The organism is Kutzneria sp. CA-103260 (genome assembly GCF_018263855.1).
Lineage (GTDB): Bacteria > Actinomycetota > Actinomycetes > Mycobacteriales > Pseudonocardiaceae > Kutzneria.
This window is the reverse complement of the sequence record NZ_CP073318.1, coordinates 8,829,849-8,845,214: the sequence shown is the minus strand read 5'-3', so window position 1 is coordinate 8,845,214 and position 15,366 is coordinate 8,829,849. Positions and strand designations below refer to the sequence as shown.

General features: G+C 70.4%; 20 protein-coding genes. 17 read left to right on the top strand and 3 right to left on the bottom strand.

What is annotated here, in order from left to right; translation table 11 throughout:
- The first annotated feature begins 37 nt into the window (after positions 1-37).
- The 13 genes from JJ691_RS39135 (at position 38) to JJ691_RS39075 (ending at position 9,994) form a co-directional block, all read left to right on the top strand.
- Positions 38-697: a TetR/AcrR family transcriptional regulator gene (locus tag JJ691_RS39135; protein WP_211764530.1), complete on the top strand. Its 660-nt coding sequence runs from the start codon at positions 38-40 to the stop codon at positions 695-697.
- On the top strand, positions 694-1,197 hold the full coding sequence (locus tag JJ691_RS39130) for a GNAT family N-acetyltransferase (protein ID WP_211764529.1): 504 nt from the start codon (positions 694-696) through the stop codon (positions 1,195-1,197). Before JJ691_RS39135 ends, JJ691_RS39130 begins: the two co-directional genes overlap by 4 nt.
- Positions 1,198-1,346: 149 nt before the next feature.
- Complete coding sequence (locus tag JJ691_RS39125) at positions 1,347-2,486, top strand: FAD-dependent oxidoreductase (RefSeq protein ID WP_211764528.1); 1,140 nt, start codon at positions 1,347-1,349, stop codon at positions 2,484-2,486.
- Positions 2,487-2,624: 138 nt separating this feature from the next.
- Positions 2,625-3,155, top strand: a complete 531-nt coding sequence (locus tag JJ691_RS39120; RefSeq protein WP_211764527.1) for a YlcI/YnfO family protein — start codon at positions 2,625-2,627, stop codon at positions 3,153-3,155.
- 73 nt (positions 3,156-3,228) lie between these two features.
- A complete protein-coding gene (locus JJ691_RS39115; RefSeq protein ID WP_211764526.1) occupies positions 3,229-4,074 on the top strand; it encodes a DUF4097 family beta strand repeat-containing protein in 846 nt (281 codons plus the stop codon).
- A 3-nt stretch (positions 4,075-4,077) separates the two neighbouring features.
- The gene (locus tag JJ691_RS39110) at positions 4,078-5,007 is read left to right on the top strand and encodes an ATP-binding cassette domain-containing protein (protein WP_211764525.1); all 930 of its coding nucleotides are present in this window, start codon (positions 4,078-4,080) and stop codon (positions 5,005-5,007) included.
- Positions 5,004-5,795 carry an ABC transporter permease gene (locus JJ691_RS39105; protein WP_211764524.1) on the top strand — a complete coding sequence of 264 codons (792 nt, stop codon included), beginning with the start codon at positions 5,004-5,006 and terminating at the stop codon, positions 5,793-5,795. Before JJ691_RS39110 ends, JJ691_RS39105 begins: the two co-directional genes overlap by 4 nt.
- A gap of 12 nt (positions 5,796-5,807) precedes the next feature.
- Complete coding sequence (locus JJ691_RS39100; protein ID WP_211764523.1) at positions 5,808-6,992, top strand: cytochrome P450; 1,185 nt, start codon at positions 5,808-5,810, stop codon at positions 6,990-6,992.
- A 50-nt stretch (positions 6,993-7,042) separates the two neighbouring features.
- A complete protein-coding gene (locus tag JJ691_RS39095) occupies positions 7,043-8,149 on the top strand; it encodes a serine hydrolase domain-containing protein (protein WP_211764522.1) in 1,107 nt (368 codons plus the stop codon).
- 1 nt (position 8,150) lies between these two features.
- Positions 8,151-8,321 (top strand): ribbon-helix-helix protein, CopG family, encoded by a 171-nt coding sequence (locus JJ691_RS39090; RefSeq protein WP_211764521.1) that lies wholly within the window; start codon positions 8,151-8,153, stop codon positions 8,319-8,321.
- Entirely contained in the window at positions 8,318-8,656 is a 339-nt protein-coding gene (locus JJ691_RS39085) for a VOC family protein (protein ID WP_211764520.1), read from the top strand. The genes JJ691_RS39090 and JJ691_RS39085 overlap by 4 nt, the downstream gene beginning before the upstream one ends.
- A complete protein-coding gene (locus JJ691_RS39080) occupies positions 8,653-9,471 on the top strand; it encodes a class I SAM-dependent methyltransferase (protein WP_211764519.1) in 819 nt (272 codons plus the stop codon). The genes JJ691_RS39085 and JJ691_RS39080 overlap by 4 nt, the downstream gene beginning before the upstream one ends.
- 145 nt (positions 9,472-9,616) lie before the next feature.
- Positions 9,617-9,994, top strand: coding sequence for a VOC family protein (locus JJ691_RS39075; protein WP_211764518.1), 378 nt, complete (start codon positions 9,617-9,619; stop codon positions 9,992-9,994).
- On the opposite strand, the gene JJ691_RS39070 is transcribed toward JJ691_RS39075, so the two are convergent.
- Positions 9,975-10,883 carry an oxidoreductase gene (locus JJ691_RS39070; protein WP_211764517.1) on the bottom strand — a complete coding sequence of 303 codons (909 nt, stop codon included), beginning with the start codon at positions 10,881-10,883 and terminating at the stop codon, positions 9,975-9,977. The genes JJ691_RS39075 and JJ691_RS39070 overlap by 20 nt on opposite strands.
- Positions 10,884-10,892: 9 nt before the next feature.
- Positions 10,893-11,582, bottom strand: a complete 690-nt coding sequence (locus JJ691_RS39065) for a DJ-1/PfpI family protein (protein WP_211764516.1) — start codon at positions 11,580-11,582, stop codon at positions 10,893-10,895.
- Between the two features lie 102 nt (positions 11,583-11,684).
- Between JJ691_RS39065 and JJ691_RS39060 the strand changes: the two genes are divergently transcribed.
- Together JJ691_RS39060 and JJ691_RS39055 are read left to right on the top strand one after the other, a co-directional pair.
- A complete protein-coding gene (locus JJ691_RS39060; RefSeq protein ID WP_211764515.1) occupies positions 11,685-12,632 on the top strand; it encodes a GlxA family transcriptional regulator in 948 nt (315 codons plus the stop codon).
- Between the two features lie 31 nt (positions 12,633-12,663).
- A complete protein-coding gene (locus JJ691_RS39055; protein ID WP_211764514.1) occupies positions 12,664-13,023 on the top strand; it encodes a DUF3224 domain-containing protein in 360 nt (119 codons plus the stop codon).
- On the opposite strand, the gene JJ691_RS39050 is transcribed toward JJ691_RS39055, so the two are convergent.
- On the bottom strand, positions 13,010-13,303 hold the full coding sequence (locus tag JJ691_RS39050) for a hypothetical protein (RefSeq protein ID WP_211764513.1): 294 nt from the start codon (positions 13,301-13,303) through the stop codon (positions 13,010-13,012). The two genes, JJ691_RS39055 and JJ691_RS39050, sit on opposite strands and share 14 nt — an antisense overlap.
- 35 nt (positions 13,304-13,338) lie before the next feature.
- Between JJ691_RS39050 and JJ691_RS39045 the strand changes: the two genes are divergently transcribed.
- Together JJ691_RS39045 and JJ691_RS39040 are read left to right on the top strand one after the other, a co-directional pair.
- Positions 13,339-14,214, top strand: a complete 876-nt coding sequence (locus JJ691_RS39045) for an exonuclease domain-containing protein (protein ID WP_211764512.1) — start codon at positions 13,339-13,341, stop codon at positions 14,212-14,214.
- 111 nt (positions 14,215-14,325) lie between these two features.
- On the top strand, positions 14,326-15,180 hold the full coding sequence (locus tag JJ691_RS39040; protein ID WP_211764511.1) for a GGDEF domain-containing protein: 855 nt from the start codon (positions 14,326-14,328) through the stop codon (positions 15,178-15,180).
- Positions 15,181-15,366: the final 186 nt, after the last annotated feature.

The window sequence follows — 15,366 nt, the reverse complement described above, 5'->3', positions numbered from 1 at the left end:
ACGACCGAACCGGGTGGACCGACCGAAGGCGAGAGGCGTGCCCGAGCAGACCACAGAGCAGCCGAACCGGTTGGACCGGCGGAAGGCCCGCACCCGCGCGGCGCTGATCCGAGCGGCGCGGGCCTGCATCGCCGCCGGTCGGACGAACGTGCCGATCCTGGAGATCACCCAGTCCGCCGACGTGGGCATGGGGTCGTTCTACAACCACTTCGACACCAAGGAAGACCTGTTCCACGCGGCCGTGGAGGACGCGCTCGACGCCATCGGCGACATGCTCGACGCGCTCACGGCGACCATGGACGACCCGGCGGAGGTCGTCGCGCAGAGCTTCCGGCTACTCGGCCGGATCCACCGCCGCGAGCCGGAACTCAGCAAGGTCCTGCTGCACCACGGCCTGTCGCTGACCGGATTCGACCGGGGCGTCGCCCGGCGGGCCCGCCGCGACCTCGAAGCCGCGGCCCACGCCGGTCGCTTCCCCCGCGTCACCGACGCGGAGGCGACCACGGCCATCGTGGCCGGCGCGGTCCTGGCCATCGGCCAACTGCTGCACGACCAGCCCGAACGCGACGACGCCGAGACCACCGACCAGATCACCGAAGATCTGCTGCGCATGTTCGGTGTCCCGGCCGACGAAGCGCGTGACATCAGCCGCCGACCGCTGCCCGACCTCGACGAGTTGCCGCGGAGCGCCCCATGACGGAGCTGATCACCGATCGGCTCGTGCTGCGACCGTGGACCCCGGCTGAGGTCGCCGCGGTCGTCGGCGACACCAGGTCGGCCGAGTGGGCGGACGACTTCCCCGCGGAGGGCGACCGTGTCATCGCCGGCCTGCTGGACCAGAACCGGGCCTGGCTCGGTGAGCACGGCCATCGCCTGATCATCGAACGCGACGGCGGACGGGTGGTGGGGGCGATCGGCCTGTTCTGGCCGCCCCATGAGGGAATCCTGGAAATCGGCTACGGCGTCGTGGCCTCCCGCCGGGGCCGGGGCTACGCCACCGAGGCGGCCCGGGCTCTCGCCGCGTTCGCCCTGGCTGCCCCCGGCGTCGACACCGTGTTCGCCGACGTGGAGCTGTCGAACCCGGCTTCCATGCGCGTGCTGGAGAAGGCCGGCTTCCAGCAGTGGAGCACCGTGGAGAACCGGGCCCGCTTCCGGATGAGGGGCGGCGATCCGCTGGGAGCGGGACTGCGTTCCTGATGTCACCGCCGAGTAGACTGGTAGTCGTTAGTCGGAACGCACGAAAAATCTGCCGGTGAATGGTGTTTCCCGGCGGGGCACGCGCAGGCGTGCCTCATCCCGATGGGGATCCGGTGCTTCCTTCGTGACCGAGGCGAAGGCAGTGGACCGTGGATTTTCGTGTGGTGGTCATCGGCGCGGGCCTGAGTGGGCTGGCGTGTGCGCAGGGCCTGTCCCGGCTGGGCGCGGAAGTTGTTGTCTACGAACGTGATCAGGCGGTGGACGCGCGGCCGCAGGGCTATCGCATCCAGCTCGACCCGCCGGGGTTGACGGGCCTGCGGCAGTGCCTGCCGGCGGAGCTGTTCGAGTTGTGTCTGGCCACGGCCGGCGGACCGCTGGCGCCGCCGCGGGTGGTGGACGAAGGTCTGTGCCCGAGGGCCGAGCAAGCGTATATGCCGCAGGCATATACGCCGTGGACGCAGGCGTATCCGTTCAACCGGGGCACGTTGCGGGAGATCCTGCTCACGGGCCTGAATGTCTGTTACGGCAAGGAGTTCACGGCGTTCGAGCGGATCGACGGCCGGGTCGGGGTGCGCTTCGCCGACGGCCATTGGGACAGCGCGGACCTGGTGGTCGGGGCCGATGGCGTGGGCTCGGCGGTGCGCCGCCAGCTGCTGCCACAGGCCAAGGTCGGCGACGCCGGTCTGCGCCTGATCTACGGGAAGATCCCGCTGCGGCAACGGGAATCGCTGCCGGAGTGGGTCTTCGAGCACATCTTCACCGTGGCCACCGGGACGAATCGGGCCCACGTGGGTCTGGGGCCGGTGGTGCTGCGCAACCGCCCGTCGGGCCGGATCTCGCCGGTGGACGACTACATCGCCTGCATGGTGGGCGCGCCGGCCGATCTCCTGCCGCCGTTCGAGGAGCTGCGAAAGTACGGCCGGCGGGATCTGCGCAGCCTGGCCGGCGACCTGATCGGCGACGGCTGGCATCCGGACATCCACCGCCTGCTCGACCACTGGGACACCAAGTCGCTGTTCCCGCTGCGCATCTCCAGTGCGAGCGCGGTCGAGCCGTGGAGCACTCCGGGCGTCACCCTGCTCGGGGACGCGGTGCACGCGATGAGCCCGGTGCTGGCGATGGGCGTCAACACGGCCCTGCGCGACAGCGGCGAACTGATCAGAGCCATCACGACCGGTGCCACCCTGCCTGACGCGGTCGCCACCTATCAGGAGCGGATGCTCGGCTACGCCCTGCCGCTGGTGGAGGCGTCGCGACGGATCGGGCAGCACCGAGTCGGCCAGCACTGATGGCACCGGATGGCACCACCTGAGCCAAGGCTGACACACGCCTCTGAGCAGCTGGTTTACCCAGCGAGACACCACCGGCGATAGAAGCTGAGCCAACTTGGCATTGCAGTGGTGCCATCTGCGTGTCATAGTTGTGCCATGGACTTGACCTCGTATGTGAGCAACCTCGGCCGCGAGTTCGCCACGCTGGCCGAAGCCGGCGGCGAGGAGTCGCGTGCGCTGGTCGAGCGCCTCACCGGCCCACTCGAGTCGGCGATTCGCATGACGCTGCTGGACGCGCTCTCCGCCGCTACCGACGAGATCACCCGGGACCTGGCCCCGGGGTCGGTGGAGCTGCGGCTGCGTGGGCGTGACCCGCAGTTCGTGGTGACGACGCCGCCGGCCGACCGGGCCCCGGACGCCGCCGCTGAGGAGCCGTCGGAGATCGGCACACCGGAGGGGAGCGTGCCGATCTCCGACGACGGCCCCAGCTCGCGCATCAACGTGCGGCTGCCGGAAGCGCTCAAGACGCAGATCGAGGAAGCGGCCGCCAAGGAGGGCCGCTCGGTCAACGCCTGGCTGGTCCGGGCGGCCGCGACGACGCTGAACCGCGGCGATCGGGACAAGCGCCCGGAGCCGCCGAGCGGCACCCGCAAGAGCAAGCAGAGCCTCACCGGCTGGGTCCGCTGACCCAGCTCCGCTCTCCACCCACACGTCCCTGACCTGCGGGGACGCCTCACCTACCCATTCTGAGGGGACAGCCATGCCTTCTTTCGAGACCTCCGAGCCCATCTCCGTCATCGTCGAGCTCGGCGTCGGCAACGTGCGGGTGGTCGCGAGCGACCGCGCCGACACCGTCGTCGACGTCCGGCCGACCGACCCGACCGACGAGTCGGACGCGCAGGCCGCGCAGAAGATCACCGTGGACTACGCCAACGGCGTGCTCAACGTGACCGGCCAGAAGATCCGCATGTTCGACTTCTCCAAGAAGACCCGGTCGGTGGACGTGTCCATCGAGCTGCCGAGCGGGTCGAAGGTGTCGGTCGAGAACCAGATCGGCGACTTCCAGACCGCGGGCCGGCTCGGCGAGTGCGGCTTCAAGTCCTCGACCGGCAACGCCCGGCTGGAGCGGACCGCCGCGCTGCGGCTGCACACCTCGGCCGGCCACGTGACCGTGGAGGACGTGGAGGGCAACGCCGAGATCCACACCAGCACGGGCCGGGTGCACGTCGGCGCGGTCGAGGGCTCGCTGGTGGTGAAGAACTCCAACGGCGAGACCGAGATCGGCTCGGTCGGCGGCGACACCCGGGTGCGCGCGGCCAACGGCGGCATCGCGGTGGAGCGGGCCGGCGCGAGCGTGGACGCGAAGACCTCCAACGGCAGCATCCGGCTCGGCGAGGTGGCCCGCGGCTCGGTGACGGCGGCCACGTCGATGGGTGACCTGGAGATCGGCATCGCGGCCGGCACGGCAGCCTGGCTGGAGGTGCACACCGGCTTCGGCCAGGTGCGCAACGAGCTGACCGACGCCGCCCGGCCCGAGCAGTCCGACGAGACCGTCGAGGTGCGGGCCAACACCTCCTTCGGCGCCATCACGATCCGCCGGGCCTGAGCCATGTCGGCGATCACTGTCTCCGGCCTGCGCAAGGCGTACGGCGACCACGTCGTGCTCGACGGCCTCGACCTGGACGTGCCCAGCGGCACCGTGTTCTCGCTGCTGGGCGCGAACGGCGCCGGCAAGACCACCACGGTCCGGATCCTGTCCACGCTGATCAGCGCCGACGGCGGCGAGGCCCGGGTGGACGGCCACGACATCCGCCGCGAGCCGGACGCGGTGCGGGCCGCCATCGGCGTCACCGGTCAGTTCTCGGCGGTGGACAACCTGCTCACCGGCGAGGAGAACCTGCGGCTGATGGCCGACCTGCACCATCTGCCCCGGCGGGCCGGCCGGCAGCGGGCGGCCGAGCTGCTGGAGCAGTTCGACCTGGTCGAGGCGGCCGGCAAGCCCGCCTCGACGTACTCCGGGGGCATGCGCCGCCGGCTGGACCTGGCCATGACGCTGGTCGGCAGCCCGCGGGTGATCTTCCTGGACGAGCCGACCACCGGCCTGGACCCGCGCAGCCGCCGAGGCATGTGGCAGATCGTGCGGGACCTGGTGGCCGGCGGCGTGACGATCTTCCTGACCACGCAGTACCTGGAGGAGGCCGACGAGCTGGCCGACCGGATCGGCGTGCTCGACCAGGGTCGGCTGGTGGCCGAGGGGACCGCGGACGAGCTCAAGCGCCGCATCCCCGGCGGGCACGTGCGGCTGCGCTTCGCCGACGCGAGCGGCCTGGACGCGGCGATGAACCTGCTGGTCGACGCCGCCCGCGACAACGACGCCCTGGCCCTGCGGGTGCCCAGCGACGGCAGCCTGCACTCGTTGAAGGCGCTCATCGACCGGCTCGACGGCCGGGTCCACGTCGAGGAGCTGTCCGTGCACACCCCCGATCTCGACGACGTCTTCCTGGCCCTGACCGGGCCGGACAAGGTGAGTGCCCGATGAGCACCGTGGACCTGCGGTTCCATCCGCTGCGCGACTCGGCGACGATGCTGCGCCGCAACCTCAAGCACATGCTTCGGTACCCGTCGATGACGTTCATGCTGGTCGGGATGCCGATCGTGTTCATGCTGCTGTTCGTCTACGTGCTCGGCGGCACGCTCGGGGCGGGCATGGGCGGGGACCGCTCCGTGTACGCCAACTACATCACGCCGGCGATCATCCTGATGACCATCACCTCGGCCGTGCAGGGGACCGCGATCTCCATCGCGATGGACATGACCGAGGGCGTGATCGCCCGGTTCCGGACCATGCACATCGCCCGCGTCTCGGTGCTGACCGGGCACGTGCTGGGCAGCGTGATCCAGACGGCGATCAGCCTGGTCATCGTGATCGGCGTGGCCCTGCTGGTCGGTTTCCGGCCGGCCGCGAGCTTCGGCGGCTGGCTGGCCCTGGCCGGTTTCCTGCTGCTGGTGACGTTCGCGCTGGTCTGGCTGGCCGTCGCGCTCGGCCAGGTGTCCAAGAGCGTGGAGACAGCCAGCAACCTGCCGATGCCGTTGGTGCTGCTGCCGTTCCTGGGCAGTGGTTTCGTGCCCACCGACTCGATGCCGGCCGGGCTGCGCTGGTTCGCCGAGTACCAGCCGTTCACGCCGATCATCGAGACGATGCGCGGCCTGGTGACGGACAAGCCGATCGGCGACAACGGCTGGATCGCGCTGGCCTGGTGCGCCGTCATCGCGCTCGGCGGCTACCTGTGGTCCAAGCGCCTGTTCAACCGCGAATACGCCCACTGAGAGGAACTGAGAATGTCTCACCTCGACAAGCTGCCGCTGGCCCGGGCGACGGGCTGCCCGTTCGACCCGCCCGCCGAGTTGGGGGCGATCCGGGAGCAGAACCCGCTGGTGCGCATGACTTATCCCGACGGGCACCGGGGCTGGCTGGCCACCGGTTACGCCGAGACCCGCGCGGTGCTGGCCGACCAGCGCTTCAGCTCCCGGTACGAGCTGGCCCACTTCCCGATGCCCGGTGCGGAGGACATGGGCGAGTTCCCGCCGGCGCCGCCCGGCGACATGACCGGGATCGACGCCCCGGAGCACACCCGCTACCGCAAGCAGCTCGTCGGCAAGTTCACGGTGCGCCGGATGCAGCAGCTGACCGATCGGGTCGAGCAGGTCACCGCCGAGCACCTGGCGGCCATGGCCCAGCGCGGTCCGGAGGCGGATCTGGTGCGGGACTTCGCCTACCCCGTGCCGGCGGTGATGATCTGCGAGCTGTTGGGCGTGCCGTACGAGGACCGGGAAACCTTCCAGCGGCTCGTCGAGGGGGTCCTCAACTCGAACGGCACGCCGGAGGACGTGTACACCGCGTACGGCGCGGTGATGGAGTACATCGGCACTCTGATCGAGGCCAAGCGTTCCGCGCCGACCGACGACCTGCTCAGCGACCTGACCACCGGCAGCGACTTCAATGCCGAGGAGCTGGCCGGCATCGGCGCGTTCCTGCTGGGCGCCGGCCTGGACACCACCGCCAACCAGCTCGCGCTGGGAACCTTTGCCCTGCTGCGGAATCCGGACCAGGTCGCGGGATTGCTGGCCGATCCGGACAGGGCCGTCGAGGAGCTGATGCGCTACCTGACCATCACCCCCATCGGGGTGCGGGCCGCGCTGGAGGACGTCGAGCTGGGCGGGCAGCTGATCAAGGCCGGGGAGTCGGTCACGTTCTCGATGGCGGCCGCCAACCGCGATCCCGAGCGGTTCCCCGACCCGGACCGGCTCGACCTGAGCCGGGACGCCGTCGGACATCTCGGCTTCGGGCACGGCATCCACCAGTGCCTCGGCCAACAGCTGGCCCGGGTCGAGATGCGGGTCGCCTTCCCGGCGCTGTTCCGGAAGTTCCCGACGCTGCGGCTGGCCGGCGAGGTCGAGCTGCGGCCCGACCACCAGAACATCTACGGCGTGCGGCGGCTGCCGGTCTCCTGGGACCGTGACTAGCCGGGAAAATCGTTGGGCCACAATGACGGTGGAGCCGGACACTGCCGCGTGTGACCACTAGCGAGGGGTTCGCCGACGACCGCTTTGCCGCGGTGCGTCAGGCGTTTGAGGACAACGATGAAGTAGGCGCCTCGGTCTGCGTGACGGTCGAGGGTGAGACGGTTGTCGATCTGTGGGGCGGATTCGCCGACGAGGCCCGCACCCGGCCGTGGCAGCGGGACACGATCGTCAACGTCTATTCGGTGACCAAGACCATGACCGCGCTGACCGCCCTGTTGCTGGCCGACCGCGGTGAGCTGGAGTTCGAGGCGCCGGTGGCGCGCTACTGGCCGGAGTTCGCGGCGGCCGGCAAGGAATCGATCACGGTGGCGCAGCTGATGAGCCACTCGTCGGGCCTGTCCGGCTGGCGGGAGCCGATCACCGTCGAAGACCTGTACGACTGGGAGAAGGCGACTTCCCTGCTGGCTGCCCAGGAACCGTTCTGGGAACCGGGCACGGCCGGCGGGTACCACGCGGTGACCCAGGGATATCTGGTCGGCGAGGTGGTTCGCCGGATCACCGGGCGCTCGCTGGGCACGGTGTTCCGGGAGGAGATCGCCGAGCCGCTGGACGCGGATTTCCACATCGGGTTGCCGGCCTCGGAGGACGGCCGGGTGGCGGACCTGATCCCGCCGCCGGAGGGCTCGCCGTTCGGCCCGGACAGCAGCGAACTTCAGCTCAACGCGGCCAACAATCCCGAGGTGCACCCGTCGGTCACCCGGACCAGGGCCTGGCGGGGCGCGGAGATCCCGGCCGGTGGCGGCACGGGCAATGCCCGGTCGGTGGCGGAGATCCACGCCCTGCTGGCCAACGGCGGCGTGGCCAAGGGCAAGCGGCTGCTGTCCGAGGCCGGTTGCCGGCGGGCGTTGGAGGTGCAGGTCGAGGGCAAGGACCTGGTGCTGGGCATGTCGATCCGCTGGGGCCTGGGCTTCGCCGTGAACGGCGGCATGATGCCCAACCCGAACACCATCTACTGGGGTGGCGCCGGCGGTTCGCTGGCCCTGATCGACATGGACGCCCGGCTCACGATCGCCTACACGATGAACAGGATGGGCGGCGGGACCACCGGCGACGAAAGGGGACTCGGCCTGGTGATGGCTACTATGCTAGCATCCTAGCGTGGGCGAGGACGTCAAGCAGTTCAACGTGTACCTGCCGATCGAACTGATCAAGCAGGTCAAGCACCACGCGGTCGAGGAGGGCCTGTCGCTCTCGGCGCTGGTCGCCGACGCGCTGCGGGCCTACCTCGACTCCCACGGCCAGCACGAGCAAGGGGAGGGACCGGCATGACGACGGACGGCATCGGGGCGGTCTACCTGACCACCCACAACTGGGGCAGGACCGCGAAGTTCTTCCAGGCCCTGGGGTTCCGGCTCGACTTCGAGACCGACCACAGCTCGGGGCAGCTGGTGGCCGACGACGGGCCGCCGCTGTTCGTGGCCGAGGTGCCCGACCAGGAGCCGAGCCTGCAACTCGTGCTCAAGGTGGCCGACGAGAGCAAGGTCCAGCTGGACCCGAGTGTCGAGGTCGTCACGCCGTTCGAGGACACCCATTACGGCACCAGGGAAATGGTCGTCCGCGACCCGGACGGCCGGACCTGGACGCTCCAGGCTCCGGCGAAATGACCGGGCCCGACAGCACGGCGCTGCGGGTGGCGCTGTGGCGTGCCATGCACGTGGACGTCGACCAGGCGCCGCACGTCTTCGTGGACCGGATCGGCCTCGAACTGGTCGACCCGGACGACGGCTGGCGGCACCGGCCGGACATGGATCCCCAGGCCACTGCCGGATTCCGGGGCTCGATCATCGGACGGGCCCGGTTCGTGGAGGACCTGGTCGCCGGCCATCCGGCCGACCAGTACGTGATCCTCGGCGCCGGCTTGGACACCTTCGCCCAGCGCCGGCCGGGAAAACGGCAGGTGTTCGAGATCGACCAGCCAGCGACGCAGGCGTGGAAGCGCCAGCGGCTGCTGGACACCGGCCATCCGCTGCCGATCCTGGTCCCGGTGGACTTCGAGGCCGGCGACGACTGGCTGCAACAGTTGGTGGCCAGCGGTTTCGACCCGAGCAAGCCGGCCGTCGTGGCGTCCACGGGCGTGTCGATGTACCTGACGAAGGAGGCGACCGCGGCCACCCTGGCCAAGGTCGCCACCCTCGCGCCGGGGTCGACGCTGGTGATGACCTACCTGCTGGAGGCCGACCTGATCGACGAGCAGGACCAGCCGGGGCGGGCCATGTCGTTCAACGGCGCGCGGTCCTCCAATACCCCGTTCGTCAGCTTCTACCGGCCGACGGAGATGCTGGCCATGGCCCGGGACGCCGGCTTCGCCGAGGTCGAGAACGTGTCCGGCCCGCAGCTCGTCGACCGCTACTTCGCCGGCCGGACCGACGGATTCAGGCCGTCGACTGGAGAAGATATTTTGGTTGCCACCACCGGTTAGAGTGAACACGTGATCACCGGACCGGCCTCGCGCCACTCACGGAAGGGCGATCCGGTGGATCGCTGACCGGGCGCTCGCGTGGACCTCCGGATCGGGGACGACAACCCCGATCCGTTGAGACCACAACCGAAAGCGAGCATCCGCAATGCCAGTCACGTTCAACCACACCATCATCCCGTGCAAGGACCGCGAGGAGTCGGCGCGGTTCTACCGGGAGCTGTTCGAGCTGCCCGAGGCGCCGTCCTGGGGCCCGTTCACCAACATCCAGATGAGCGACGGGGTGCTGATCCAGTTCGCCGCCCCGCCGCTGGACGAGATCCAGATGCACCACTACGCCTTCCTCGTCGATGACGAGCTGTTCGACCGGGCCTACCAACGGCTGGTCGACGGCGGCATCGAGCACTGGGCCGACCACGCCGGCAAGCGGCCCGGTGAGACCAACACCGAGCACGGCGGGCGTGGGGTGTACTTCCGCGACCCGGCCGGGCACGGCCTGGAGATGATCACCCGGCCGTACCTGTAAACCGGTAGACGACGCTGGTCAGGCGCTCCGACTTCTCCCAGAGTCGGCGCGCCGCCCCAGCGTCCAGGGCCCGGGGTGACGCGGCGGTGCGCACGGGATGGCCCTTGAAGCCGTTCAGGCCGTCGGGTCCGTAGTAGTCGCCGCCGCGCACCGCCGGATCGGTCGCGGCCCGCAGCGTGGGCAGCGCCGCCTGCTCGCTGTCCTGCACCATCCACGACATCAGCGGCGAACCCAGCAGCCACCGCACCACGCGGGGGCTGTCCCGCGCGAGGTCGGTCCGGGCCGAGCCGGGGTGCACGCCCACCGAGATGGGCTGGGCCTTGGCGGCGGCCAGCCGGCGCTGCAACTCGTACGCGAACAGCAGGTTGGCCAGCTTGGACTGGGCATAGGCGGCGATCGGCCGGTAGCGGTCGCGGGAGTTCAGGTCGTCGAAGTTGATCTCGCCGGTGCGGTGCGCGTTGCTGGACACGGTGACGATCCGCGAGCCGGTGACCGGCAGCATCGCCGGCAGCAGCAGGCCGGTGAGGGCGAAGTGGCCGAGGTGGTTGATGCCGATCTGGAGCTCGAACCCGTCCTGGGTGCGGCCGCGCGGCGTCATCATCACGCCGGCGTTGTTGATCAGCAGGTCGATCCGCGGGTGCTCGGCGACGATGCGTTCCGCACCGGCCCGCACCGAGGCCAGCGAGCCCAGGTCCAGCAGCACCGGCTCGCCGCCGACCTCGGCCGCCGCGGCGTCGGCCCGGTCCTGGTCCCGGCAGGCCAGCACCACGGTGGCGCCGGCCTTGGCCAGGGCCCGGGCAGTGGCCAGCCCGACCCCGGTGTTGGCCCCGGTGACCACGGCGACCCGGCCCGTCTGATCGGGCAGGTCAGCCGTGGTCCATTTGCGCATGCCCCAACACTACGAGCCGATCAGCTCGCCCAGCAGCTTCGGATGATCGGCGAGTCCCGCCGCCAGCCACTCGTCGACCATCGGCTTGCGGCCGACGATGTCCACCTCGTCCCACTCGATGCCGCCCAGCGGCGGCTGCGGGTCGTACTCGATGACCAGCTGCACCTGGCGGGCGACGTCCTCGCCGGCCAGCTCCTGCACCAGGTAGAGGGCCATGTCGATGCCGGCCGCGACGCCGGCGGCGGTCAGCATCTTGCCGTCGCGCACCCAGCGCTGGGCGACCGGCGCGGCCCCGAACTTGGGCAGCAGGTGCCGGCACATCCAGTGCGTGGTGGCGCGATGGCCTTCGAGCAGGCCGGCGGCGCCGAGGATGAGCGAGCCGGTGCACACCGAGCCGACGATCTCCGCCTGCTCGGCCATCGAGCGGACGTGCCCGAGCAGCTTCTCGTCGCCCAGCGCCCGCATGGTCGGCACGCCACCGCCGGGCACGAACACGGCGTAGGGAGTGGGCACCTCGTCGAAGGTGTGGCTGGCGGCCACGCTCAGCGGGGTGTCGGTGGCCACCGGCTGCTTGTCCGCGCCGACCACCACGACCCGGTACTCCGGGACGAACGCGGGCAGCGCGCTGAGCACCTGGAGCGGTCCGACCATGTCCAGGATCGTCAGGCCCGGGTACAGCACAAAGGCGATGTCCTTCATCGCCTTCGACGGTCTTCCGCCCGGCCGCCGCGGGCAACGAAGCCAGGCGTCGATGTCCTGAATCCTGGCATACCTGTCTTTCGGACAGGTATCGTCCGTCCCATGAGGCGGGTGGTGATCGTCGGCTATCCGGACGTGGAGCTGCTGGACGTGGCCTGTGTCTCGGACACCTTCGACGCGGCCAACCGGCACGGCGCGAATCCGCCGTACTCCATCGAGTTCGCGACCCTCGGCGCGCGGCCGGCGGCCAGCGGCTCCGGGCTGGTGCTGGCCGGGCAGCACGCGCTGGAACGCATCACCGGCCCGCTGGACACGCTGGTCGTGTCCGGTGGCCCCGGGCACGAGCAGGCCGCCGCCGACCCGGTGCTGGTGGCCCACGTCCGCCGGCTGGCCCGGGAGACCCGCCGGGTGTCATCGGTGTGCACGGGCACCAGCGTGCTGGCCGCCGCCGGCCTGCTCGACGGCCGCCGCTGCACCACGCACTGGTTCGTCGCGGCGAGCCTGGCGCAGCGGTATCCACACATCGAGGTGGACGCGAAACCCTTGTACATCAAGGACGGCAACGTCTACACGGCCGCCGGCGTGACCAGCGCGCTGGACCTGTCGCTGGCGTTCGTGGAGGAGGACAGCGGCGCCGAGATGGCCCGCGCCGTCGCCCGCGGGCTGGTGACCTACCTGCAACGGCCGGGAAACCAGGCCCAGGTGAGCATGTACCTGCGGGCCCCTGCGCCGGAGAACTCGGTGGTGCGCAAGCTGGTCACGCACATCGCCGCCAATCTCGGCGAGGACCTCGGCACCGTCGCGCTGGCCGATCGGGCCGGCGTCAGCGAACGCCACCTGACCCGGCTGTTCCTCGACCACATCGGCCGGCCGCCGGCGAAGTACGTGCGGGAGACCAGGACCGAGGCCGCGGCCCAGCTGCTGACCTCGACCCCGCTGCCGCTGTCGGCGATCGCCCGCCGCTGCGGTTTCGGCTCGGCGGAGACGATGCGCCAGGCCTTCGTCGGCCAGTACGGAATTCCGCCGTCCCGCTACCGGAACCTGACATGATCTGTCAGGTATGGCTGGCACTGTACGGGCCATGAGCACGTTCCGATACACCCGGTGGGATGAGAAGACCGTCGCCGAGGCCGAGGGCGGACCCAAGGTCGCGCACGCCGACGTGGACTTCGTCTACGAGGGACCGCTGACCGGCGAGAGCCGGGCCCAGCTACTGCTGCACTACCGGCCCGACGGCACCGGCACGTTCGTCGGCTACGAGCTGCTGACCGGCTCCTTCGACGGCGAACCGGGCAGCTTCGTGTTGGCGCACAACGGAACCTTCGACGCCGACGGCATCGAATCGACCTTCGAGATCCGTTCCGGCACCGAGGTCAGGGGCGCCGGCGGCTACAAGTCCGGCCCCAGCCAGGAGGTGCCGTACACCATCACTTCCCGGTGAGCAGGTGCACGATCACGATGCCGATCACCGGTCCGGTGGCCAGCGCGCCGATGCTGAACAGCACCCGGGTGACGATGTGGTTCTGCTCGCGGACCAGGTCCCGACCGCAGTTGCCGCAGGCCTTCAGCCCGTTCCACGGCGTGCCGCAGTAGGGGCAGCCCTTGCTCTCCAGGGCGGCCCTCTCACGGGAGCGGATCAGCAGGAACTCGAAGAGCCCGGCCGCCACCCATGCCACGATCACCGCGATCAGCCACGGCGTGGACGCTTCGAGCCACCTCACGCGGGCCATCGTGGCACAGCTTGTAACTTTCAGGTGTGTCGGATGGCTATGCGGTCGTTGATGTCGAGACGACGGGATTCGCGGCCGCCGGCCGTGATCGGGTGGTCGAGGTGGCCGTGGTGGGGGTCGACCGGACCGGCGTGATCACCGACGAGTGGTGCACCCTGGTCAATCCCGGCCGTGATCTCGGACCGCAGCACATCCACCGGATCAGCGCCGGCGACGCCCGCCGCGCTCCGTCGTTCGCGCAGGTGGCGGGGGCGTTGGCGGCACGGCTGGCCGGACGGGTGCTGGTGGCCCACAACCTGGCCTTCGACGCCCGCTTCCTGGCCGCCGAGTTCGACCGGCTCGGACTGCCGGTGCCGGTGTCGGCGGAGGCGGGCCTGTGCACGATGGCGCTCGGCTCGGCGTACCTGCCGCACCGAAGTAGCCGTTCGCTCAAGGCAAGTTGCGACGCGGCCGGCGTCGTATTGCGGGATGCACACTCGGCACTGGACGACGCGCATGCCGCGGCCGGACTGCTGACCCACTACCTGGCCCGCGCCGGCCGACCCGAGCCGTGGACGGATCTGCTTGCCGCGGCGTCGACCTGGGCCTGGCCGCCGCTGCCGACGGACGAGGTCGCCGAGTACCGGCGGGGCAGCTACGTGCCGCCGGCGCCCACAGGTGAGGTTCCCTCACTGCGCATCGGGGACCTCGTCGTGTTCACCGGACAGGCCGAACTTCCCCGCTCCGAGCTGGTCGAACGGGCACTCGCGGCGGGCCTGCGGGTCAATGCGGGCTATGTCACAAGGCAGACCGCGCTGCTGGTCGCCGCCGACCCGGAAACCATGTCCACCAAGGCCCGCGCGGCCCGGCGGTACGGCGTGCCCATCGTGTCGGCGACCCAGTTCGAGTCCCTGATCACCTGAAACACGGCAAAGATCACCGGTACGGGTGGACCGGGCCCCTTGTTATTCACGCCGCCTCGGGGGCAGGCTCGACAACGCGAAGCCTCCCCGCTGAGGAAGGTGCCAACTCCGATGAGTGCCGTGGACACGGCGGCACCGGTCACCACCGGGACGGTCTGGGACGAGCTGGTGTCCGAGCTGCCCGTTGGGGTGCTGCTGCAAGACGAACATGGGGCAGTGCTGGCGGCCAACAGTCTGGCCGGGCACCTGCTCGGGCTCAGCCGGGCCGATCTGCTGCGCAACCACCAGCCGGTCGGCTGGCAGTTGTGCGACGACTCCGGCGCTGCGCTGCCCCAGGGCGCGGAACTGGCCGCGCAGGTGTTGCGGGGCAACGGCCGGCTCGCCGTGCCGATGGTGGTGGTGCGCGACGGCATCGCCAGCTCGCGGCTGTGGGCCGACTTCCACGCCGTCAGCCATCGGGGCCGGCCGAGCGTGCTGACCGTGCTGCAACCGGTGCAGACCGACGTCCCGCACAGCCGGGGTCTGATCGATCCGCTGACCACGCTGCCCAGCCGCGCGCTGCTGCTGGACCGCCTGGAGCAGTCGCTGACCCGGTCCCGGACCAACGGCTCGCTGAGCACGTTCGTGCTGGTCGACGTGCGGAAGCTGGGCGAGGTCAACGCCGAGCACGGCTTCGCCGTCGGCGACGGGCTGCTCACCGTGCTGGCCGGTCGGCTGCGGGCGGGGCTGCGTGACGACCACACCGTCGCCCGGTACGGCGGCGACGAGTTCGCGGTGGTGGCCGAGCATCCGTGCGGCACCGGCGAGCCGATCGCCGCCCGGGTCCGGGAGCTGTGCGAGCGGACGGTGTCGGTGGGCAAGGTGCGGCTGCATCCCAAGGTCCGGGTGTGCTGGGCGACCAGCGACGGCTCCGCCCCCGTGCACACCGTGATCGGGCACGTCGAGAAGAGACTGCGAGCAACCTAGACGAGTCCCCGCACAGCAGATTCGCGAGGTCGCGCCGGTGCCTGGAGCCGCAGGCTGGGAAAATCGCGTCTTTCCAGCGATTTTCCCAGACAAGGCGAAGGCATCGGCTTAGGAGCGACCTCGCCCGCCGCGGAACGCGGCGGAAAAGCACAGAACCCCCGAGGCTGGCTGCCCCGGGGGTTCTTC